Source organism: Clostridium sp. FS41 (assembly GCF_000954015.1).
GTDB lineage: Bacteria > Bacillota > Clostridia > Lachnospirales > Lachnospiraceae > Enterocloster > Enterocloster citroniae.
In genome coordinates this window covers 24,618-45,307 of record NZ_JYHN01000058.1, presented here as the reverse complement: position 1 = coordinate 45,307, position 20,690 = coordinate 24,618, and the positions used below count along the sequence as shown (strand labels likewise).

At 48.6% G+C, this 20,690-nt stretch carries 25 protein-coding genes; 2 read left to right on the top strand and 23 right to left on the bottom strand.

The annotated features are described in order from the left end of the window. The 12 genes from CLFS41_RS11955 to CLFS41_RS11910 form a co-directional block, all read right to left on the bottom strand. Nucleotides 1-354, bottom strand: coding sequence for a hypothetical protein (locus CLFS41_RS11955; protein WP_045092411.1), 354 nt, complete (start codon nucleotides 352-354; stop codon nucleotides 1-3). Then, a complete protein-coding gene (locus CLFS41_RS11950) occupies nucleotides 347-526 on the bottom strand; it encodes a hypothetical protein (protein ID WP_045092410.1) in 180 nt (59 codons plus the stop codon). The genes CLFS41_RS11955 and CLFS41_RS11950 overlap by 8 nt, the downstream gene beginning before the upstream one ends. 57 nt (nucleotides 527-583) lie before the next feature. Continuing rightward, nucleotides 584-1,426 carry a hypothetical protein gene (locus tag CLFS41_RS11945; RefSeq protein WP_045092409.1) on the bottom strand — a complete coding sequence of 281 codons (843 nt, stop codon included), beginning with the start codon at nucleotides 1,424-1,426 and terminating at the stop codon, nucleotides 584-586. Nucleotides 1,427-1,444: 18 nt separating this feature from the next. After that, entirely contained in the window at nucleotides 1,445-1,945 is a 501-nt protein-coding gene (locus CLFS41_RS11940; RefSeq protein WP_045092408.1) for a hypothetical protein, read from the bottom strand. Nucleotides 1,946-2,307: 362 nt separating this feature from the next. Further along, nucleotides 2,308-2,469, bottom strand: a complete 162-nt coding sequence (locus CLFS41_RS30075) for a hypothetical protein (protein WP_161797488.1) — start codon at nucleotides 2,467-2,469, stop codon at nucleotides 2,308-2,310. Nucleotides 2,470-2,707: 238 nt separating this feature from the next. Continuing rightward, the gene (locus CLFS41_RS30255) at nucleotides 2,708-3,151 is read right to left on the bottom strand and encodes a hypothetical protein (RefSeq protein ID WP_045092407.1); all 444 of its coding nucleotides are present in this window, start codon (nucleotides 3,149-3,151) and stop codon (nucleotides 2,708-2,710) included. After that, entirely contained in the window at nucleotides 3,139-3,309 is a 171-nt protein-coding gene (locus CLFS41_RS30070; protein WP_161797487.1) for a hypothetical protein, read from the bottom strand. Before CLFS41_RS30070 ends, CLFS41_RS30255 begins: the two co-directional genes overlap by 13 nt. Nucleotides 3,310-3,552: 243 nt before the next feature. Continuing rightward, nucleotides 3,553-3,735, bottom strand: a complete 183-nt coding sequence (locus CLFS41_RS11930) for a hypothetical protein (RefSeq protein WP_045092406.1) — start codon at nucleotides 3,733-3,735, stop codon at nucleotides 3,553-3,555. A 14-nt stretch (nucleotides 3,736-3,749) separates the two neighbouring features. Further along, complete coding sequence (locus CLFS41_RS11925; protein WP_152649041.1) at nucleotides 3,750-5,261, bottom strand: YfjI family protein; 1,512 nt, start codon at nucleotides 5,259-5,261, stop codon at nucleotides 3,750-3,752. Nucleotides 5,262-5,407: 146 nt separating this feature from the next. After that, nucleotides 5,408-5,890, bottom strand: a complete 483-nt coding sequence (locus CLFS41_RS11920; RefSeq protein ID WP_045092404.1) for a hypothetical protein — start codon at nucleotides 5,888-5,890, stop codon at nucleotides 5,408-5,410. Further along, nucleotides 5,887-6,081 carry a hypothetical protein gene (locus CLFS41_RS11915; RefSeq protein WP_045092403.1) on the bottom strand — a complete coding sequence of 65 codons (195 nt, stop codon included), beginning with the start codon at nucleotides 6,079-6,081 and terminating at the stop codon, nucleotides 5,887-5,889. The genes CLFS41_RS11920 and CLFS41_RS11915 overlap by 4 nt, the downstream gene beginning before the upstream one ends. Nucleotides 6,082-6,251: 170 nt before the next feature. After that, on the bottom strand, nucleotides 6,252-6,449 hold the full coding sequence (locus tag CLFS41_RS11910; RefSeq protein WP_045092402.1) for a helix-turn-helix domain-containing protein: 198 nt from the start codon (nucleotides 6,447-6,449) through the stop codon (nucleotides 6,252-6,254). A 131-nt stretch (nucleotides 6,450-6,580) separates the two neighbouring features. On the opposite strand from CLFS41_RS11910, the gene CLFS41_RS28980 reads away from it, so the two are divergent. Further along, complete coding sequence (locus CLFS41_RS28980; protein ID WP_052665709.1) at nucleotides 6,581-7,120, top strand: helix-turn-helix transcriptional regulator; 540 nt, start codon at nucleotides 6,581-6,583, stop codon at nucleotides 7,118-7,120. Nucleotides 7,121-7,228: 108 nt separating this feature from the next. Then, nucleotides 7,229-8,281 carry a site-specific integrase gene (locus CLFS41_RS11900; protein WP_045092401.1) on the top strand — a complete coding sequence of 351 codons (1,053 nt, stop codon included), beginning with the start codon at nucleotides 7,229-7,231 and terminating at the stop codon, nucleotides 8,279-8,281. 40 nt (nucleotides 8,282-8,321) lie between these two features. On the opposite strand, the gene yyaC is transcribed toward CLFS41_RS11900, so the two are convergent. From yyaC to CLFS41_RS11845, 11 genes are all read right to left on the bottom strand, one after another. Next, complete coding sequence (yyaC, locus tag CLFS41_RS11895) at nucleotides 8,322-8,921, bottom strand: spore protease YyaC (RefSeq protein WP_045092400.1); 600 nt, start codon at nucleotides 8,919-8,921, stop codon at nucleotides 8,322-8,324. 185 nt (nucleotides 8,922-9,106) lie between these two features. Further along, nucleotides 9,107-10,030 carry a sugar phosphate nucleotidyltransferase gene (locus CLFS41_RS11890; protein WP_045092399.1) on the bottom strand — a complete coding sequence of 308 codons (924 nt, stop codon included), beginning with the start codon at nucleotides 10,028-10,030 and terminating at the stop codon, nucleotides 9,107-9,109. A gap of 129 nt (nucleotides 10,031-10,159) precedes the next feature. After that, entirely contained in the window at nucleotides 10,160-11,689 is a 1,530-nt protein-coding gene (locus CLFS41_RS11885; RefSeq protein WP_152649040.1) for an FAD-binding protein, read from the bottom strand. A gap of 31 nt (nucleotides 11,690-11,720) precedes the next feature. After that, on the bottom strand, nucleotides 11,721-12,173 hold the full coding sequence (locus CLFS41_RS11880) for a YhcH/YjgK/YiaL family protein (RefSeq protein WP_045092397.1): 453 nt from the start codon (nucleotides 12,171-12,173) through the stop codon (nucleotides 11,721-11,723). Nucleotides 12,174-12,184: 11 nt separating this feature from the next. Continuing rightward, nucleotides 12,185-12,928 (bottom strand): SDR family NAD(P)-dependent oxidoreductase, encoded by a 744-nt coding sequence (locus CLFS41_RS11875; RefSeq protein WP_045092439.1) that lies wholly within the window; start codon nucleotides 12,926-12,928, stop codon nucleotides 12,185-12,187. 14 nt (nucleotides 12,929-12,942) lie between these two features. Beyond that, nucleotides 12,943-14,856 carry a TRAP transporter fused permease subunit gene (locus tag CLFS41_RS11870; protein WP_045092396.1) on the bottom strand — a complete coding sequence of 638 codons (1,914 nt, stop codon included), beginning with the start codon at nucleotides 14,854-14,856 and terminating at the stop codon, nucleotides 12,943-12,945. 31 nt (nucleotides 14,857-14,887) lie between these two features. Further along, on the bottom strand, nucleotides 14,888-16,009 hold the full coding sequence (locus tag CLFS41_RS11865) for a TAXI family TRAP transporter solute-binding subunit (RefSeq protein WP_045092395.1): 1,122 nt from the start codon (nucleotides 16,007-16,009) through the stop codon (nucleotides 14,888-14,890). Nucleotides 16,010-16,025: 16 nt separating this feature from the next. Then, nucleotides 16,026-17,081 carry a 4-hydroxythreonine-4-phosphate dehydrogenase PdxA gene (pdxA, locus tag CLFS41_RS11860; protein ID WP_040416957.1) on the bottom strand — a complete coding sequence of 352 codons (1,056 nt, stop codon included), beginning with the start codon at nucleotides 17,079-17,081 and terminating at the stop codon, nucleotides 16,026-16,028. A 5-nt stretch (nucleotides 17,082-17,086) separates the two neighbouring features. Further along, nucleotides 17,087-17,989: a 4-hydroxy-tetrahydrodipicolinate synthase gene (gene dapA / locus CLFS41_RS11855; protein ID WP_045092394.1), complete on the bottom strand. Its 903-nt coding sequence runs from the start codon at nucleotides 17,987-17,989 to the stop codon at nucleotides 17,087-17,089. A gap of 54 nt (nucleotides 17,990-18,043) precedes the next feature. Continuing rightward, nucleotides 18,044-19,207, bottom strand: a complete 1,164-nt coding sequence (locus CLFS41_RS11850) for an iron-containing alcohol dehydrogenase (RefSeq protein ID WP_007865756.1) — start codon at nucleotides 19,205-19,207, stop codon at nucleotides 18,044-18,046. Next, nucleotides 19,201-20,508 carry a four-carbon acid sugar kinase family protein gene (locus CLFS41_RS11845; protein ID WP_007865753.1) on the bottom strand — a complete coding sequence of 436 codons (1,308 nt, stop codon included), beginning with the start codon at nucleotides 20,506-20,508 and terminating at the stop codon, nucleotides 19,201-19,203. Before CLFS41_RS11845 ends, CLFS41_RS11850 begins: the two co-directional genes overlap by 7 nt. Nucleotides 20,509-20,690 lie beyond the last annotated feature (182 nt).

Below are 20,690 nucleotides of genomic sequence, written 5' to 3'. Positions count from 1 at the left end.
TTATCCACCTCCGCTTCCATACAGCCTTTCATAGGCAGTCATAAACTTACTATCTGCTTTTGGTTCATCTTCCGGCCGATCCGTTGCTGTCTCTCTGGCTGGGAGGCGATCCAGTGCTTTATAGCTGATTTCCTCCAGTCCTCCCGTGCTTGAGAAATGAACCAAAGCATATATAAAATGCTCCCATTCCCGCGTTCTCATAGGCGGTGCATTACACTCCCCTGGCGTATCGGGACCCATCATGTCTAACAGTTCTGCACAGGTCTTTTCCATATATGGGTTATCCTGTTCTAAACGCTGCCACGGTTCCTGGCTCGGCTGGGCCTTGATAATCAATCGGTCTATCTTATTCATGCCACACCTCGCGCTTCACTGGCTCCATAATTTCTGCTATGCGCTCATCAGTGATGTCATCCCGCAGAAGTTCCCTTAACTCCTCTGTGGTGAGCCTGGAATAGTCGTATTCCCAACCAGGAGCCATCTTTATGTTTGTTGCCATCTTCAAGAGTTTATCTATCTTATCCATATTCACCTATTAAAACGCCCCAGGCAATCCGTAGGGGAAAGTCCGGGGCGCTCCTTCTTATGTTGTCGGCTGCGCCTGGTAGTAGATCGCTTTCGCCTTATTCTCCAGGACAAATGCATCATAGCAGATGCGCCCTTCCACCAGTTCGCCGCTGATCCCTGGCGGATCCTGATGGGTCTTGTAGTCCTCCAGCTTCGTGGGGGCCACGCAGGCCACCGGATGGGCAATCATGAAACCGAAGTCAGCAGGAAGCCGCATCTTAGGCACCTTTATGATGTTGGCGCCGTCCAGGTTGGAGATCACTCCCTTAAGCCTTAAATCATTGCCTATATCCGTTTCCATCACTATATCCTTGCACTGCTTCATCAGCAGATACACATCCGGCGTAACAACAATGATCCGGCCTGTCTCCGGTACTTCCGCATTATCAAGCGTATTGTTAGCCGTGATGATCATTTCGTAGATATTCGTTTTTGTGAGGGCTTCCGCTGTTGGCTTATGGCCCGCTCCCGCAGCCATCACGCCGTACACATAGGTATCCACTTCCGGGAACACTACTTCCCTTACCTGCCTGGCCAGGGCAGAGGCCGCCGCAAGCTGTCCGCCCGTTTCGTCCTTATCCAGCTTGTCAATCGCAAAGGTAAAGGAACGATCCTTCTTAAGTGTAAATTCCTCTGTTGTGGCATCCAGGCCCTGCACCCTGCCATACCTGGACCATTCGCCCTCAGACGGACCAGAACGCCCGTAATCGTTCATACTGGCCGTTGTGACCTTGTACACCTTGATCGTGTGCGCCCCTGTCCAGCTTAAGTCCTGGTTGGTCAGAAGTGACTTCTTACTCTCTGTTGAAAACAGTTCGTCCACATAGGGAAGATATTGGGTTACTAAATCAATTGCCATATTCTTTTATCAATCCTTTCATTCGAGCCCCATGGCCTTGCGTACCGGGTCAGAAGGTTCATAATCATGGTGATCGCGATATGGCGCACCAACTTGCATGAATCCCTTACTTAACGGCCTAAATCCACTCATGGGCTTTTCTTTTTCTTCGGTCTTATTTCCGTATATCTTCTGTAATGCCTCAAGCTTACTATCTAAGTCCTTTTCGTCCGCACATGTGATAATGTCGGCCAGTTCCTTAGGCATCCCTCGGTCGCTGAGCCGCTCCTTAACCAGCAGCTTCATTTCCCTGGATTCCAGTTCTGCAAGCTTCTGGGTATACTCTGCTTTAGATTCTTTCTCGATCTGGCCTTTCATCCGGGCAATCCGGGACTGTACAAAGCTGTTCACCTCTTCCTGGGTAAAAAGCTTCTGTCCTTTCCCTGATCCGTCACCCGCCTGATCAGTCCCCTGTGCTTCTGATTCACTCCCCATGTTCTCAGCCTGGGTCTGCTCTGTCATTTTGGTGTTTTCTTCCATATTCTCTTATCCTTCCTGTTTAACGTCCTGTAGACAATATTGCGGGCAGTTTACCCCACTGCCCATGGGTCAAAGGAGATATTAAAATGAGAGCAAACAAAAAACGCAGGAACAGGAAAATCCACAATTGGATCGTCCTATTCCCGCGCCCGTTATCTCTAAGGCTTCCAGGGGAAGGAGGTTGCCCCTGGGGTACTCATCAATATTCTATTTGCTCTATAACTATTATATCAAATTAGTAGGGGGTATGCAAGGGAAAAGTAAGGTTCTGATAGGTTTCTCGGCATTTCTATGTATCATTTTCATACAACAAAAGAGGGGCCAGCTTCGCACAAATGTGTACGAAACCAGCCCCTTAAATATTATTTCTCGTGGTTCACCCGTTGTTCATCCAGGTATATGTAAGCTTTCATGTATTGTCCTTCCCGGTTCCCTGACTTCCTCCAGGACTTCACATCCGGCCGCAGCCGTTCCAGGATGTGCTGCAACTCCTCCGGGCGCTCATAGGATACCTTAATCTTCACTGACAGGGTTATCACCTTCCTTCATGCTTGTAGTCACTAACGTACTTATGTAAATGCGCCGAATAATCTTTTCATCCTTGATGCACTCCAATGCCTTTGCTATTTCTTTCCTGTACTCTTCACATGACATATTACTTAACCCCTTTACCCAAGTAACCTTCTTACAAACCTAAGTACCAGTTCCAACCTTCTTACATCCTGAGCTCCATTTATCAGTTCAATGATCTTCTGTTTGCAGTCATCCATCACAATTCCCTCCCGGCATACCCGAAATCATAAAATACACATGCCGGACTGTTTTTTGATCCATTCCCAGCAATACCTTAATAATTTGGTTGGTCATCTCCATCCTCCGCTGTTCGTCTTTATCAACCTTTCTTCGCCGTAGTTCTGCCACTTCCCCAGGCTGATAATAGTAAGCGAACGAATATACACCTTGCAAATATTCCATATCTTCGGTGCCTAGTGTTAGAGCAAGTATCTCGTTCTTATATATTTCAATCTCTGCATTCTGTAATCCTTCTTTTGCAACGGCTTCTGCTTGCACCGGTGCAACTCCATCCGCATCACCTTGGACCGTCCGCAGCTGCTCCCTAAGTTCCTGCAATTCCTCCATGGCTTTGTCATAGCTTTCAAGCATTCGGTTATACTGGTCAGATGGGATACATATCATTCTTTGCATATTCCGGCCTCCCTCCTGCCAGCTTCCAGGCCAGCGGTATATGCCATGTTCGCAAATATAGCCATTGCCCTGAATACCGCATAATCCCCCATGTCCGGATCTTCAAGCAGTTTCATCTTATCCCTTGTATATTCTTCAATGTCAATTGGAAATGTCATTTTACAAAATCCTCCTTTTGCTTTTTGGGCCGGATTATGCTACTATGTAAGTGAATTCTGTAGCGGCTCCGGCTGCTCCTGGCCCTTGGGAAGGTGGTGCTTCCTGGGGGCCGTTTTTTTACCATAGATTCTTATTTGCCATGTATATCACTAAATTATAAATGCGATACAGTTGCTTCTCGTTCAACTTGTCCAAAAAATATATGATTAATTCTTTCATCTACTATCCTCCTGGGGATATTTTTATATCTGCTGAATGTTTCCTGCCACTGCGATCGCGCTGCCACGAGGGCCTTTAACCTGTGAATCTGCCAGGACATCCGATATCACTTCTAGTGACCGATCCACGCTGTCCAGGGTGCTGCTTATGGCCTCCAAAGCATCCACTATGCGCTCTAAGGGATCCGGCTGACAAATTGGTTTCATCCTTTTTTCTCCTCTCAAAATTCTCCTGCCGTCCATGGTTTTACCGTTTCCGTTAAGCCACAAGGATCATCTTCTGGAGCATTCCAGCCATAGGGATCATCACCTTCCGCATCCTCCGGTTCCTGTACAGTCTCCGGTTTCTTGCCATCTCGCAAAGCCTCATAGACCGGGTTCACCTCGATCATCCATGAGGGGCGGCCACGCCTTTTTTGCGAATTTTGCGAATTTTGCGATTTTTGCGATTCAGGTTCAGCTTTAAAAAGTCGAATATATCCACGCTGGATCAGTTCATTCAGGCCCGGCTCCATTCCTTCTACCCTCTCCATGCCTGTTCTTCCCTTACACGAATCAAACAGATCTCTTTTGCTGATCTCATGCAGCCCTGATTCATCTAGGCGTTTCAATATGTACTTGGCATCTTTAACTTCTGGTGGATCTGACAGGCCCATAATAGCAAATGCCGCCTTTGCGTGTTCCAGAAAATATCGCCCCATACCAATTGCATTCTTCATTGTCTCTCCACTCACAGGAACATTGTAGGCGTTCTCCACATGCTCACAGCAATGAAATACCCCTGCTATCCTCATTGTCTGACCATGGAGTTTTCCTGCCCATCCTTCTATCTCTTCCAGATCTTCGGTCAATCCCGTTTCAATCTCGTGAAAGAAGTCCTCCGCCAGCTTGTCCGCTTCCCTGCTTAGATGTAAAACTCGCGGCTCCCCAATGTCGGGAATATCTAATAATCTACATATCAAATCATCAAAATCCGCTTTTACCTTTTCTGGTATTGGTTTCACTCTATAACTCCTCCTTCCAATTCTTGATACCGGTAGCGCATACAAAAATCTTGCAACAAATCCTCTGCCGCTCATTTCCTTGTTATTCATGATTTCTTCAATAACTGATGGCTGCACTGTTAGCAGAATGGTAAGTGCTGGATCCGGTATGCATTCACTGGATCGCCCTTTTCTGTCCACCATGATCATATCGCCTGAATAAGCCTTTAAAAACACATCTATGTTAGTCTTATCACTGTACCGTCCTGCTGCCATATCGAATATACCGCCCTCTGTTGATACAATCGCCATTTTACCACCATTTTCATACATAAGGCTTACAAGTGCTTCTGGTGTTATATCGTCAGCTATGAGCCTTAAGGGCGTTACCTCCTCCAACTCGTCATATTCGTTTTGCAAGGCTTTCAAATCCTCCATGGTAACCGTTTTCTTACTCTTTTTTACGCTGGCAAGTTCCTGCTTCATGTTAGAGATCTTCTTTAACAGCACATCCTTTTCCGTGTTGTATTCCTCTATAAGCTGCTGGTTCTTCTCGTTGTATTCATTGGTATACCTGTAAACTACTGCCATAACCTCCCGCATGACTGGACTTTTCCTCTCAGATGGCCTGGCAACTACCACCATATACAGATTAAGCGGCTCTATCCATCCTTTAATTGGGCAAATGGCATATTTCGTTTGTACGGCCATAGAAACCACCGTAATCACCGCCGCCCCGGCCATGTCCACTGGAACTTGTAAAGCCTCTGCGATTGAATCAGCATATACCTGTAAAAGATGGGGCAGGAACCGACTTTCAAATAATGGAAGTTTCGTTGTATCTGGTTTCGCAAAAATAGCAAAATTCGCAAAACCTCCATTTACAAACTCTACAGCTATGCCCCGGCTGCTGAGTTCTTTAATAATTCCAGCAACTCCTGGTTGCTCATTTTCCGTAACCGTTGCTCCTCACTTCCTTTCTCTCTATCTCTCCATTCTTTTTCGCATTTTTCACAATACCACTTGAGTGTTGACTTCATCCCGGCCACATACTGGGATTCATATTTTTGCACGATAGAATCATAATATTCCCTGGCCCGACTGCATCCGGCTCCCTTCAATACTATGAGGGCCTGATCTGCAAACCCCGGCCATGTCAACTCATAGCCATATACCCGTTTAAAGAAACTTTTCGTCAGATTCATGATGGGGCTTATGCTTTGTAGGAGTTGTTCTTTACTAGCCCCCTCCAAAGTTGGCCCCGGCTGCTCTTTGCTGAACAAACCATCAAACATGCCGGATCGCTCCGCCTGATCCATACCCACCATTATCTCTGCAAGTTCCTGATCAGTTATGCAGCGGTATGTGTCCAGATTCAAGCCTCTGCCTCCTGTTCCTCCACCAGACCCACCCGTTCAAGAAAATACTTCCTAGGGATCTGCCCTGTCCGAACTATATATCCCTTGGCCCTAAGTTCTGCGTTCAGTTGCTTGATGATCGCATAGCTGTGACTGGTTGAATAGTTCATGATCTCGCCGACCTCTGCGGCTGATAAGTATTGTTTACTCACTCTTTTACGCTCCTTTCCATTATCATAATTTCAGTACTACACATAAGCCAGAACGGCCCTTTATGCTCCCGATCAGGAACCCTTCATCAGAATGAGGGGTGATGTGATATGGCGTCCACTTTAAGGATCACCCTGGGCTTCTCGCCCATCCCAATGCCCCGCCCGGCATCTTATTCATCTTCTAAAATTTCAGTTACATCAACGCATAAAGCCTTTGCAAGTTTTCCAGCACAAAGCGGTGTTACTTCTCGCTGGTTTAAAATAACGTTCATTCTGGCGCGGCTTACTCCATAGGCGGAGGCCAAATCACTAACTGTCATACATTTGTTGGCCCTTTTAATTTCAATCCTTTTTCTTGATAGCTTCATTAAAATATCATCACCTCCTAAACACTATTGTGTTTTACATTGACATATTATCACTATTGTGTTAATCTGTCAATAACAAAAGTGTTTTATTCTTTTTCATTTTTGTGATATCATCACATTGAGGTGATAACATGGAATTTTCAAAAGTACTTCATACACTTAGAACTAAGCGCGGATTAAGTCAAAAGGAATTGGCTCAAAGCTTAGAAGTAGCCCAGGCATCAATAAATTACTGGGAAAAAGGTCAACGCACCCCCTCTATAGAAGCGGCGCAAAAAATAGCGGATTACTTTGGCGTAACTCTAAACTATTTAATGACCGGTAACGAAGCAGACAAAATCACGCTAAAAAGAAATGGCCAAATAGAAACTTTTGATATGTCAAAAATTGTAGAGGCCATTAATGAGCATACGCAAAAAGATATAAAAGATTTTGTAAAAACATTTTATGGTAATGACGAAAAAAGAAAAGAACTCATCATAGAAATTCTTAAAACTCATAATTACAAAGTTGAAGAAAAAGACATTCACCATTTTATCATAACAGACCATCAGGGATTCAGCTTTCTTGTCAATCGTGATGACTTTGCGGATATGGCAGAGCGCTGTGATAAGGATATACGCTATAATGTTGAAAAGCTGTTGAGTGATTCCAGAGAGTTAAAGAAATAATACTTTTCACGGATTCTGTGAAAAAACTTTTCGCCCACTAGTTAGCGAAAATATATCTTCCAGCCCATCCCAATGCCCCGCCCGGCCAGGATGAAAGGAAGATGAATTATGCCATCATATTATGACAAAGAAAAAAAGACCTATTACTGCAAATTCTATTACACGGACTGGACAGGCCAGCGCAAACAGAAGCTTAAGCGCGGCTTTGCCAAAAAAGGAGATGCAAAGGACTGGGAGCGGGATTTCCTGCAAAAGCAGCAGGGAAGCCCTGATATGACCTTCAAAGCGCTATATGACCTCTATATGGAGGATATTCTGCCCAGGCTTAAGTATTCCACCATAAGGAACAAAAAAGGGGCCTGTGAGCGCCACATAGTCCCTTATTTCAAAGACAAACCTATTAACGAGATAGTCCCCGCAGATGTGCGGCAATGGCAGACCAAAATATTGTCCAGTGGTTTAAAGGACACATACCAACGCCAGATATACAATCAACTCAATGCTGTGTTAAACTTTGCTGTTCGGTATTATGGCCTCCCCCGCAATCCATGCGGCATTGCTGGCCCCATAGGTAAGGCCAGGGCAAGCAGAATGGACTTCTGGACATTGGATGAATTTAATCGGTTCATTGATCCGATAAAGAATCCCCATCTGTATATTGCTTTCATGACGCTTTATTACACAGGTATGCGCTGCGGTGAGTTATTTGCCTTAAGCCTAGAGGATGTGGATCTGAACGCCGGAAATATCCACATATCCAAAACGTACCACCGCGTTAACCGTCAGGATATGATTACGTCACCCAAAACGGCAAATAGTATCCGTGATATTACCATACCTCCATTCCTGGTCAGCCACCTGGCGGACTACGCCGGACGCATTTATGGTCTGGGGCCAGGGGATCGGTTCTTTCAGACCACTCAAAGCAAACTGATCACCGCTATGAGGAAGTACAGCACTCTATCAGGGGTCAAGCGTATCCGCATACATGATATCAGGCACAGCCATGTATCCTTGCTAATAGATATGGGTTTTACTCCTCTTTTGATTGCGGAGCGGATCGGGGATACCGTAGACATGGTAAATAATATATACGGCCACCTGTACCCTAACCGCCACAGTGAGGTAGCTGATAGATTACAGCAATTAGTATCAAAGTAGTATCACCTACGATTTTTAAAGCCTGTTTGTGCTGATTCTATCAGTAAGACAGGCTTTTTTCCCATAATCGTTCGACAAGGCAGATTCCTTCGCAAATGCAGTCCGCCATCTTCATCACAATGGACAGGCGCACGCTCTGCAGCATCACGGGATCCCGGCTTCCGGCTCCTCCCACGATCCCAGTAATGGCAATATCCCCCACTGCCTCCAGTTCCTTAGATACGCCCAGACCGGGCTGCAGCGCTCCCCGTCCCAGGGTGGCGTAACCCACATGGTCCGGGCTGCCCACGGAAGCATCAATGGCCACGATCACGTAATCCGGATAGTGAAGCCTTATATATCTTGCGTACAGGTCCAGATTCATTGCATGGACCGGTTTATCCAGTGTACCGATGACTGCAGCCCCTTTCAGGCGTCTTCCCCTCAGTTTATGGCCGACCAGCGGTCCCAGGCTGTCGCCTGTCGACCGGTCTGTACCGATACACAGAAACATAACTCCGTCTTTCCCCTTTGCCTCCATCTCCTGACAGATGAGGCAGTTGAGATGCCTTGCAAACTGCTCTGTCTCAAACTCTGACTGGGTATTGTAATAGGCAATATCTTCCCGTTTTTGTATGCTGAATGTCTTCCATAATTTCATATCCAAGTTGTCCACCCAAAACTCATTATAATGTCGTGCCCTGGAACGTATTTGAAAATGTTCCGGTTGATACGGGCTGTTTTTATAGTATAGGCTTGGGGTTTTGAAATTATGCATAAAAAAAGAGCACATGGATTGACATCATCCGCGTGCTCTTAATAATAGAAATCTTCTGAACTGTTACCTTAATCATATAACTTTTCTTTATATACTCCCGCATCGATCAGTTTCCTGACAGCGTCCACAACCGCCTGCTTATCCTCCTTGTAGGTCACTCCGAACCACTTGTCGGGGGTGTCGAGAACCGTCACCCTGGCACGCCCGGACTGTACCAGGTCATCAATAATTCTTGGAAGCAGGTACTCCGACTTTACATCGCCTTCCTTTAAGCTGTCCAGAAACCGTGGAAAGCCTTTTTCCAGCTCCTCCAAAAAGCTTGCCGGAATACCCCACATGTTCATGGAAACCGGCTGGTCCGGACTGATCCGGACAGGATTCCCCTGTTCATCCGTTGCCTGAAGTCCGTCTTCCGTCATTCTGATATTATAGGTTTCATTCACCGTCTTAAGGATATGGCTGTCATCCACCTGGCATACCCCTCTGGTCACGGTGCCATTGTCGCTAAGGGTATTGGAAAGGACAAAGCCGCCCATGCACAGATCATAGACACCGGCTTTTGTGTCCATATCATTTACCATATAATCATGGATCTTCTTAAAGCCTTCCCTGCCATAATAATCATCCGCATTGATCACAAGGAACGGACCGTCCACCAGTCCCTTTGCCACCAGCACAGCCTGTCCGGTTCCCCATGGCTTGGTGCGTCCCGGTGTCACCTCATAGCCGTCCGGAAGGGCATCCAGCTCCTGATATGCATATTCCACCGGCACCACCTTCTCGATCCGGTTTCCGATCACTTCCTTAAAATCCTTTTCCAGGTCTTTCCTGATAATGAATATGACCTTATTAAATCCGGCTTCCATTGCATCATGGATGGAATAATCCATGATGATCTCTCCTCCCGGTCCAACGGGCTCCAGCTGCTTGATTCCTCCCCCGAACCGGCTTCCAATGCCGGCAGCCATAATGACCAGCGCAGTCTCTTTCATTCTTTTTTTCTCCTTTGATATAAACTGGTTACATAATAGCACAATTGTCGGAAAAAATCAAAACATACATGCCCGGTCATACCAAATATATATGACCGGACAATCGGTCCGGCCATACCATCTAAGCATCTATATGGAAAACTCCTTTTCAAACTCTTCTGCCGATTCAGGGTAATCCAGTCTCATGTGGGTTCCACGGCTCTCCTTCCTGTTCCACGCGGCCTCCACCATAAGACGGATGGACTGCACCACCTGCCATGCCTGTGTATCTTTCTTTATCTCTTCATCGGCCAGCATCTCATCCAGACGTATCCGGGCCTGCTCCAGTGTCTCCCCCCTGCGGTAGATCCCCAGGGCTTTCACAGCGATTTCCTTAGCTTCCGGGACAAATCTGCCATATACATCTGTATCCCTGGCATATTCTGCCGGAAGTTCATGGACAGCTACCTCCCGGGCCGGGAAATCACCTGATTCTGCAATGGCCTGTGCACACAAAAGGCCGGATAAGGTTGCCTGGCTGGCTGCATTGCCCGCGCACCGGCAGGCTCCGTGAACGCCGCCGCAGGCTTCTCCCACCGCGTAGAACCCGGGCACCGTGGATTCATAATGTTCATCCACCATAATACCCCCGGAAAAACTATGGGCCATGGGTCCCACCTCAACCAGCTCCTCATTGGGGTCCACTCCGTTATCCATCAGACGGTTAAAGAACCAGGGATATGCTTTCAGCACTTCCCTGTCAATATGGCGCAGGTCCGCCCACGCTCCGCCGTGAGGTGTGCCTCTGCCCGCATCCACTTCCTTCCAGATCTGTTTGTTGATCAGGGTCTTTGGTGAACCGCCTTCTCCCTGAGGCCTCACCTTTAACATGAAGCGCTCTCCTTCTGAATTGAGCAGATGCGCGCCTTCGCCCAGCATGGCGGTGGGACATGGTTCTCCCACTGCTCCCGGCGGGCTCATTACCACCATGGGCTCATATTCCAGGAATTCAATATCCACCAGCTTGGCTCCGGCCTCTTTTGCAATGGCAAGGGTATTCCCCTTAATGTCACCCGGATAGGTGGAAACACCAAACAGGTTCCCAACGCCTCCCCAGCCTGCCACCACAATGGGAGCATACACATTTTCAATATCTCCATCCGGATTTTTCACGGTAATGCCGCACACATGACCGTCCTCAGTCAGAACATGAAGGCATTCATGATCCATATGTACAGGGATTCCTTTTTCCTCCAGTCCGTCCACCAGCTTCTTAACCATCTCCACACCGATCAGCTGGGTTGTGCAGCACAGGGATCTGGGATAAGTATGCCCTGACAGATGTCTCAGCTTTGTAGTGCCGTCCGCATTACTGGCAAATTCCACTCCCCATCTGCGCAGAAGGTTATATCCCTCCATGGTACTGTCGGTCATCTCTTTTACAAGCCCGCGGTTGTTGATCCCATAGCCCGCATGGATCATATCATCGTTGTATTGTTCCGTGGTATCATTATACGGGTTATCCGGCAGGACAAAATTGATTGCCGCAATAAAAGGGGTTCCGCCATAGGCAGTGGTATAGATTCCAATATCCTTTACCCCCAGCTCCCAGAGCCTGGCCGCTGTTGCCAGGGATGCAAGCCCCATGCCCACAATGATAACGTCATGCTTTTTTGCCATAACTACCTCCATTTTATCCGCCAGAATATGCCTAAACACGCTCTGGTACGGGTATCTTTATAATGATCTTGGTAAAAGAATGGGGCTCATCTGTGTGGGATACCGGTTTGTGCCCGTCATGGGGAAATGCGATATAAAACATCCCCTGGTCCACACGTATATGGTTCTTTGTATCCCCGGACAGACGTTCCGCATCCTTTTCCCTGTCGTATGGGATCACGGTCTTAAGATCCCCCACATCGGCCCAAGCCACTTCCTCGCATCCTTTTGCAAGGATCTGCACATCGATATATCTGCGGTGTGCCTCAAAGGTGCCCTCATTCATGGGCTTTGTTTCACCCTTCTGTATATTAAAATATCCCCCGTCAAATCTGTATTTTCCGGGCTCCAGCTTTTCAATTGCCTTAACTGCCGCGATTCCTGCTTCAAGAGCAGGAATCATGGGCTTATAAAATAATATGTTTTCTATTTTGTCAATTACCATATGATCGTCCTTTAATTCATGTAGCTTCCGCCGTTTACGTTGATCGTCTCCCCATTAATGAATCCGGCCATATCGGAGGCCAGGAAAACCGCCACATCCGCTACATTTTTAGTTGTTCCCAACAGACCCAGCGGGATTTTCTTTACAACATTTTTCCTGTATTCCTCCGTCCACTGCAGCGACATATCCGTCTCAATGGGTCCCGGACATATGCCGTTTACCCGGATATGGTGGGGTCCCATTTCATATGCAAGCTTTTGTGTCATGGAGTTGACCGCTGCCTTGGATGCCCCGTAACATATGGACGCATTGGCATGAGCCGTTTTGCTGGCCGTGGATGATATATTAATGATGGTTCCCGACTGCTGATGCACCATGTGGGGGAGTACGGCCTTACAGCAGTAAAACACACCATCCAGATTAATCCCCATCATCCTGTGCCATTCTTCTTCCGTCAATTCAAGAAAGGGGATCCTGCTGTTTACGCCTGCATTGTTTACCAGTATGTCGATTTTCCCAAATGCTTCCATACAGGCAGCCGCAAGCCTGGCAGCCGTGTTGCTGTCAGAGATATCCCCTCTCACAACACGGCATCTTGAACCCAGGGCCTCTATCTGTGCCTTTACATGTTCCAGCTGCTCCTGGTTATTGCCGTTGATCACCAGATCAGCGCCATTTTCAGCCAGGGCAAGGGCTATTTCCCGGCCGATCCCTTTGCTGGAGCCAGTAACTATGGCTGTTTTTCCTTTTAGCATGTCCATCTTCTCCATCACGCCACGACTTTATTTTCTTCTCGTTTGTTGCTGTAGAATTTCCGTTTTTTTGCCGAACAGATCACAAAAAATGCCACTGCCACTACAATACCTATGATATCCGTTATTGTCTCCGGAAGGATGATGAGGATTGCAGATGCAAGCAGGATGGTCCTCTCTATCCGGTTCAGCGGTACCAGGAAGAATCCGGCCATTCCCGAGGCCAGCAGGTAGGTTCCCAGGAACAGGATCAGGGTTCCCTTAACGATCTCAAGGGGTGTGCCAATTAGCAATATGGACGGATCGTAAATGAAAATAAATGGTACAAGGAATGCCACAAGGGCATATGCGAACCCCGTGAGACCCGTCTTCATGGAATCCGCCCCCGCTATACCGGCCGCTGTAAACGAAGCCACACAAACCGGCGGTGTGATCTGGGCCATAATGCCAAAGTAGAATACAAACATGTTAGCCTGTAATGGCTGGATATCCAATCCGATCAGGGTTGGCACAAAGAGAACATTTGCCACCAGGTAGGCAGCCACTGTGGGGAGGGCCATACCCAAAAGCATACACCCCAACATTGTGATCAAAAGCGCTACGATCAGATAGGTGGAACCCACATTGGCGATAAGTTTGGAAACCTTGGTAGCCAGACCTGACTGGATCACAACACCGATAATAATTCCGCATGCTGCCGTGGGGACTGCGATCTCAGACGCCTGTTTTACGCCCTGAAGCGCAGTTTCACCCAGCTTTTTAAGGCTGACGCAATACCTGCCGTCTAAAACGAATTTGCTTGCAACATTTATGATCAGGCAGGTAAAAATGCCCATCATTCCGCTTCTCATCAGGGAAGCGCCCGAAACCATAAAATACACCAGCACAATGGCGGGAATCAGCTGATACAGCCTGGGAAGGATCTTCTCTGTCTGGATCGCCTCCGCCTTCTGCGCCCCGTCAACCATGCTCTTTTTATCCGCCATGAATGTGACCAGAAGGAACACCGACATAAAATAGGCGATGGCTGGAATCAATGCGGCAAATGCAATGGTCTTATACGGAACGCCCAGCATTTCCGCCATGATGAAAGCACCCACACCCATGATGGGAGGCATGATCTGCCCTCCGGTGGATGCAACCGCCTCGATGGCGCCGGCCTGATGCGGCTCATAGCCGATCTTCTTCATCATGGGAATTGTCATGACACCGGTGGTTGCCACATTGGCAACCGCACTTCCGGAAATCATCCCCATCAGTCCGGAGGAGATAACAGCAGCCTTTGCAGGACCTCCCGTGCCGTTCTTTGAAACCTTCATACCCATATCTATGAGGAGCTGTCCGCCTCCGCACTCGGAGAAGAATACTCCAAAAAGCATAAAGTAGAATAAGCTGCTGGCCGAAGTGTACAATGGCGTGCCGTAAATACCGCTGGAACCCATGGTCATCAACTCCGTAAACTGCTGCATGTTGGTTCCCTTAAACCGGAAGATGGATGGAAAATATTTTCCAAACCAGAAATAAACAATGAAAAACAGGATAAACCCAAACAAAATGGTTCCCAGTGTTCTTCTGACCGCTTCCAAAAGTATGATAATACACACTACCATGGCAATCTTGTCAATCATGGTAACAGGTGATACATACTGCACGCGGGATGTCAGGCGTGCAGTATTGGCGATCACATAATACAGGATAAAAACAATACCTGCATAGATCGGGATATCAAAAACCTTCATCCAAGGTTTTTTGGACTTTTTGTCGGCCGGATTATTGAGAAACACAATAAACAGCGCAAACATCAGGTGGACCGGGCTCTGCAGCATGGGATGAAGCGGTGACACCAGTGCCAGATACAGCTGAAACAGGATCCAGGCCGTACCGATCGCAATATAGGCCATTTTCTTAGGCGGTACTTTTACTTTTTCCATAATTTGCCCCTTTCTGTCAGACAAATTTCATCTATTTCATGTATCCCATTTCTCTGTAATATGCTTCAGCGCCTGGATGGATCGGAGCTCCCAGCTTGATCGGCTCCCAGGCTGTCTCTGGGTCAAATGCCTCCAGGGCAGCGCTTGCGTTAACCAGCGTCTGTGTGTTCTCACACAGGGCTTTTGTCATGGTGTAGACAGTGGCGTCATCCAGATCAGCAGACACAAGTATGACCTGGGGTGAACCGACTGTTTTGATTTCCGTTTCCTGCCCCGACCATGTTCCGGCCGGAATCACGGTATAATCAAACCCCTCTTTGGTCAGCTTCTCCAGAGTATCGTCACTTAACTGCGGGAAATACATCTTCGCCGTCATACAAAGTTCGGATGTGGCGGACTGTCCCGGAGCAATGTGGTCAATTGTCATATCTGCCTTTCCATCCTTTAACAGGCTGACGATTGCATCGGAACCGGTCTGTGTAACGCTTCCGCCCCATGACTCAATATCCTCATAGCTTACGCCAAGTACTTCAAACACTTTATTGCAGGCCAGCTCTCCGAATGCCCCGGAGGATTTAACTGCAATGCGGACCGGATACTTCTGGGCAACCAGTTCTTCAACCGTGGTAATACCGGTCTTGTCAACAAATGACTGGGTAAAGATCACATTGAGGATGGCCTTATCCAGACCGCCTGCCAGCCCCCTGACGCTCTCTGTGGGAGGATTTCCGAGAATGCCTGTCTCAGCCGCCCACTTTGCGGGAGCACCATTGCTGATGGTCACATTACACTGTTTATTCTCAAGAATGACCGGAGATCCCACACCGCCCGGAGATGTGGTGGTCACATCTATGACGGAACTGCTTGGAAATGCATCTGAAAAAAGATTGGCCATGGTGGACGCATATACATATGCGGTTGTTCCTACATCCTGGGTCGCAAATGTGATCTCAACCGGATCTGTAACCGTGTAAGCGCCGCCCGCCTGGCTTTCACCTCCGCCAGCCTGTGCCTCCGTCTTTGCCTCCGCCTGTGTTTCCGCCTTGGAATCCGCCGCAGTTGTTGTCTCTGCGGAACCGGAACAGCCTGCCAGCCCCGCTGCCATAACAGCAGCCATACTCAATGCCAATAATTTCTTCACTGTTTTTTTCATGTACTTATCCCTCCGTTTATTGTTTTTTGACAGTTTTTTCCCTGTTGCTTTTTGAAAGACGGATGCCATAGTCAATGGCATTCATCAGACTTAACTCATTTGCCACACCCTGGCCAGCCTGGTCAAAGGCGGTTCCGTGATCCACACTGGCTCTCACAATGGGAAGTCCCAGCGTGATATTGACGCCTGCAACAGCATCCCATTTCTGCTGCTCCTGATTATATACAAATCCTACCACCTTGAGGGGGATATGCCCCTGGTCGTGGTACATGGCCACCACCATATCATACCAGCCTCCTCTGGCTTTTGAAAAAACCGTGTCCGGCGGAACCGGCCCCTCTGCGAAAATCCCCTCCCCATTGGCTGCCTCAATTGCGGGGATGATCTCTTCTATCTCTTCCCTGCCAAAAAGGCCATTCTCACCGCTGTGGGGATTGAGCCCCGCGACACCGATCTTAGGCTGTTGGATGCCCAGATTCCTGCATGCCTGATATGCAATACGGATCACTTCCAGCACCCGGTCCTTCTTTACCCGTTCGCATGCCTCCCGCAAAGACACATGGGTGGAAACGTGCACCACCCTCATATTCTCGTGGGCAAGCATCATGGTGTATTTCTTTGTTCCCGTCATATCGGCGTACACTTCCGTATGCCCCGAATAATGATGACCGGCCAGGTTAATAGCCTCCTTGCTGAACGCATTGGTGACAGTACCGTCAACCTCGCCTGCCAGAGCCATCTGGATCACCTTTTCCACATAGCGGAATGCAGCCTCCCCTGCCATGGCGGAAACCTTTCCCCGTTCCAGCTGGTCCATATCTACCAGGCCCATATCATATACATCTATGGTACCCGGTTCAAACAGCGCTTCATCCACCGAGTGTACAGGGTGGATCTTAATTCCGTCTTTTCCCACAATACGGACCGCTGCCTCCATTACATTGGCATCCCCAATGACCAGAGGACGGCACTTGTGGTATATCTCCTCTAAAGACAGGGCTTTTACCGTTATTTCCGGCCCTATGCTGGCCGGATCGCCCATGGTAATTCCTATGATCAGACGTTCCTCCATCTCCATCAGCACATTCCTTTCTCGTGGTTTTCAGCCAGGACTTTCTTTAATGCCTCAATTCCCTCTTCCGGAACCTGGTTAAAGGGCGCACGGCATTTTCCCACCGGATATCCAAGAAGGGCTACAGCCGTCTTCACAATGGTGTTGGGATTGCCGTACTTAAAGCATGCGCGGAAGGACCGGATGCTGTCCTGCGCCTTTCTGGCGCCTTCCAGATCCCCTGCCGCAAAGGAATCATAGATAGATGCCATCACCTCCGGAAATACATTTGCGCAGCCTGCGATACCGCCTGCGCCTCCTGCCAGGAGATTCCAGAGTATGAGGGAATCATTGCCGGAAAGGACTGCAAAATCGCCGCTCTCACGGGTCTGTTCTATGTACTGGAGCATATTGTCAAAGTTTCCTGAGCTGTCCTTGGCTCCCACAATATTTTCTATTTTACTCAGACGGGCTACCGTGGCCGGAGCCAGGGAATTACCGGTTCTTGCAGGGATATTGTAGAGTACGATGGGCATATCCACCGCCTCCGCCACTGCCTTGTAGTGCTCATACAGTTCATTCTGGGAAGCGGCTGCAAATGACGGGGTAATGATGGACAGCACGTCCGCGCCAAGAGACTTGGCCATCCCGGACTGGCGGATGGTATCCCTGGTACTGATGCATCCTGTTCCCGCATAGACAGGGACGCGTCCTTTTGTCTCATCGATTACAATACTCAGCACCTGTTCCTTTTCCGCCTCACTTAGTATGTATCCTTCTCCGTTTGTCCCAAAGGGAAACAGTCCGTGTACTCCTCCCTTGATCTGACGGTTGACCTGATTTCTCAGTTCCCCTTCGTTAATGGTCTCGTCCTCATTCATGGGAGTTATGATCGGCGGGATGATTCCCCTAATCTCTACTTTTTTCATTTTCTCTTCCTCTCCTCCTTTTGCTAAGATCCGTAACTGCTGATTTATCCATGTTTACCGCATGATCTCCAGATACAGTTTTCTTGCATCCTCCGCAGTCACTTCCCGCATATTGTTTACCAGAAGCCGCTTTACATCCATTCCCGCTTCCACCAGAACATCCAAATCCTCATCCCCGATCCCGTATTCTTTCAAGCTGTTTGGTATCTCCAGATGTTTTACGATCTCATCCAGGCGTCTAATGATCCAGGCGGATTTTTCTTCCGGCGGCAATCCGGATTCCCGTCCACCCTTTGCCACCCGGTCATAGACAGCTGCCAGACGTTCCCTGCACGCAGGTTCATTAAACTTCATTACCGGAGTAAGCAGCATGGCATTGGATACGCCATGGGGGATGTGGTACTTGCCTCCCAGGGGATAGGACAATGCATGTACGGCCGTTGTTCCCGAAGCTGTGATGGCTGCCCCTGCGTAAAATGCGGCGATCAGCATGGCGTTCTTGGCATCCAGGGCATCGGGGTCGTCACAGGCCCTCTCAATATGATTGAATATGAGGTCCAGGGCCTCCAGGGCAAAGGTATCGCTGAATGGGTTTGCCTTATTGGAAGTGTAACACTCAATCCCATGGGCCAGGGCATCCACTCCCGTGGCCGCCGCGATCTTTCTTGGGAGATGTCTGATCATCTCCCCGTCCAGGATCACGTAGTCGGCAATCATTGCATCATTGACAATTCCTACCTTCAGCTCTTTTTCAGGCACGGCCACAATGCTGTTGGGCGTGGCCTCCGAGCCTGTGCCGGCCGTGGTCGGTATCATAAGAGTGGGAACGCATTTACCTGCAAGCCCGGGGTTATCCAGCAGATCCCTCACCGTATATGCGTCTGTGGCAAGCACAGAGGCAAGCTTTGCAATATCCATTACGCTTCCTCCGCCCACTGCCACAATAAAATCAGATTTCTCAGCCTTAAACCTATTAATAACCGCCTGTGCCTGGTCGCAGTCAGGTTCTGCCGGAAGTCCGTCCAGAACCGAATATTCCACTCCCGCTTCCTTTATAAGGGATAACGGCTTTTCAAGGAGGCCTGCTCCGATGATCCCCTGGTCGCTGAACACCGTCACCTTTGTTGCGCATTTTCCCACGATCTCTTTCACGTGGTCCAGGGCGCCCCGGCCGCTGTATACCCCATGGGGCATTTTTAATGTATACTGTGTTAACATAATGCTCTCTCCTTCTTATCCAATATGGTATCCGCCAGCTGTACCAGCAAATCCTCAGAGCCAAAGCCGCCCGACTTGGATATAGCCTGATACATATGATCGCTGATCCTAAAGCGTGAAAGCACGGTTCCGGGAGCCATTTCGCACACCGGTTCCATCTCACAGACCTTTATCTGATTCATAAATCCCATCAGCGTGTCGCCCCCCGTTATCAGAAGCGTACTGTTAAGCCCCCGTTCCACCATATTCCCCAAAACAAAACCCATGGCATCTGCGATCCTGGTCCTCACTTCCTCCAGGCTGATGCCCTTCTTCCTGGCATATTCCAAGGTTTCATCCGTACCATCGGGATCATTGCTGTCCAGAATGCACCGGCTCTCGATCTGGCAGCGCAGCATCCACCGTCTTAAGGTCCCCTGGCCTTCCTCCGAGTCCCAATATCCCCTGTCCAGCTTCTGACGCGGGGTCAGACGGATTCTCGTAAACCCATGAGCCTGCGCATAATCCAGCTGGCTCTTTGTAATGGGATTCACACTGCCGCAAACCACCAGGAAGCGGGATATGAATTCAGGTACATGTGATTCCCCGCCCTCCAATCCCAAAAGCTTGGGGAGTACGGATGCAAATCCCGCACAGCCGGCCATGATTGACAGACAGCCTTTACGGTACAGGTCAGAGGCAGCTGTTATCAGGCTTTCCTGTGACTGGGCATCATACACCACTATTTTAGATTGCTGTCCCCTGTTTGGTTCCCGGGCAGTCTCCATCCGGTCCATACCCCTTTTGTCATCCTCTTCCCTCATCACTTCCACCTGTATATTGCTCTGCTGGTGGATGATATCCGGTATAAACGAACAGGTCACCGGCTCAAAGGGATCCCGCCCAAATACGCTGTCCTTTACCGGGATATTGTTTATATAATGAACACCTTCCCTTGTGATTCTCCCCATCTGGGGAAACGCAGGTATAAACGGAAGGCTGTCCTGTCCCGATGCATCCAGCAGGGCTGTGAGTTCACTGCCAATATTCCCTCTTAAGGCCGAGTCCGTCTTCTTATAGATAAAGGGCACTCCGCAGGCCATGGCCCGTTTCGTGATATTCCATACTACTTCATATGCCTCCCTGCCGTCAAGATGCCGTGTCTCCGCATCCATGACCAGGACCCTGACACCCGGCTGCGACTTCCTGTAGTCATACCTGATATCCGTGACCACCCTGACACCTGCACCTGCTGCTGCAAACTGCACTCCTGTATCCAGGGCACCTGTAAAATCATCTGCTATTATCAGTAAGGTTATCACTCAATCACCACCCGTCTCCTTTTATGTTACATATATGAACATATCGTTTCTGTCTTTTAGCTTTTTCTTAGTTCTGTTTCAGTTTACTAAATAATCAGAGGATTTTCAACTGGTCCCATGTACTTTTTTGTATATTTTTGAAACATCATTTCTTTTCGTCTGGACTTAAGTGTTCAAATATG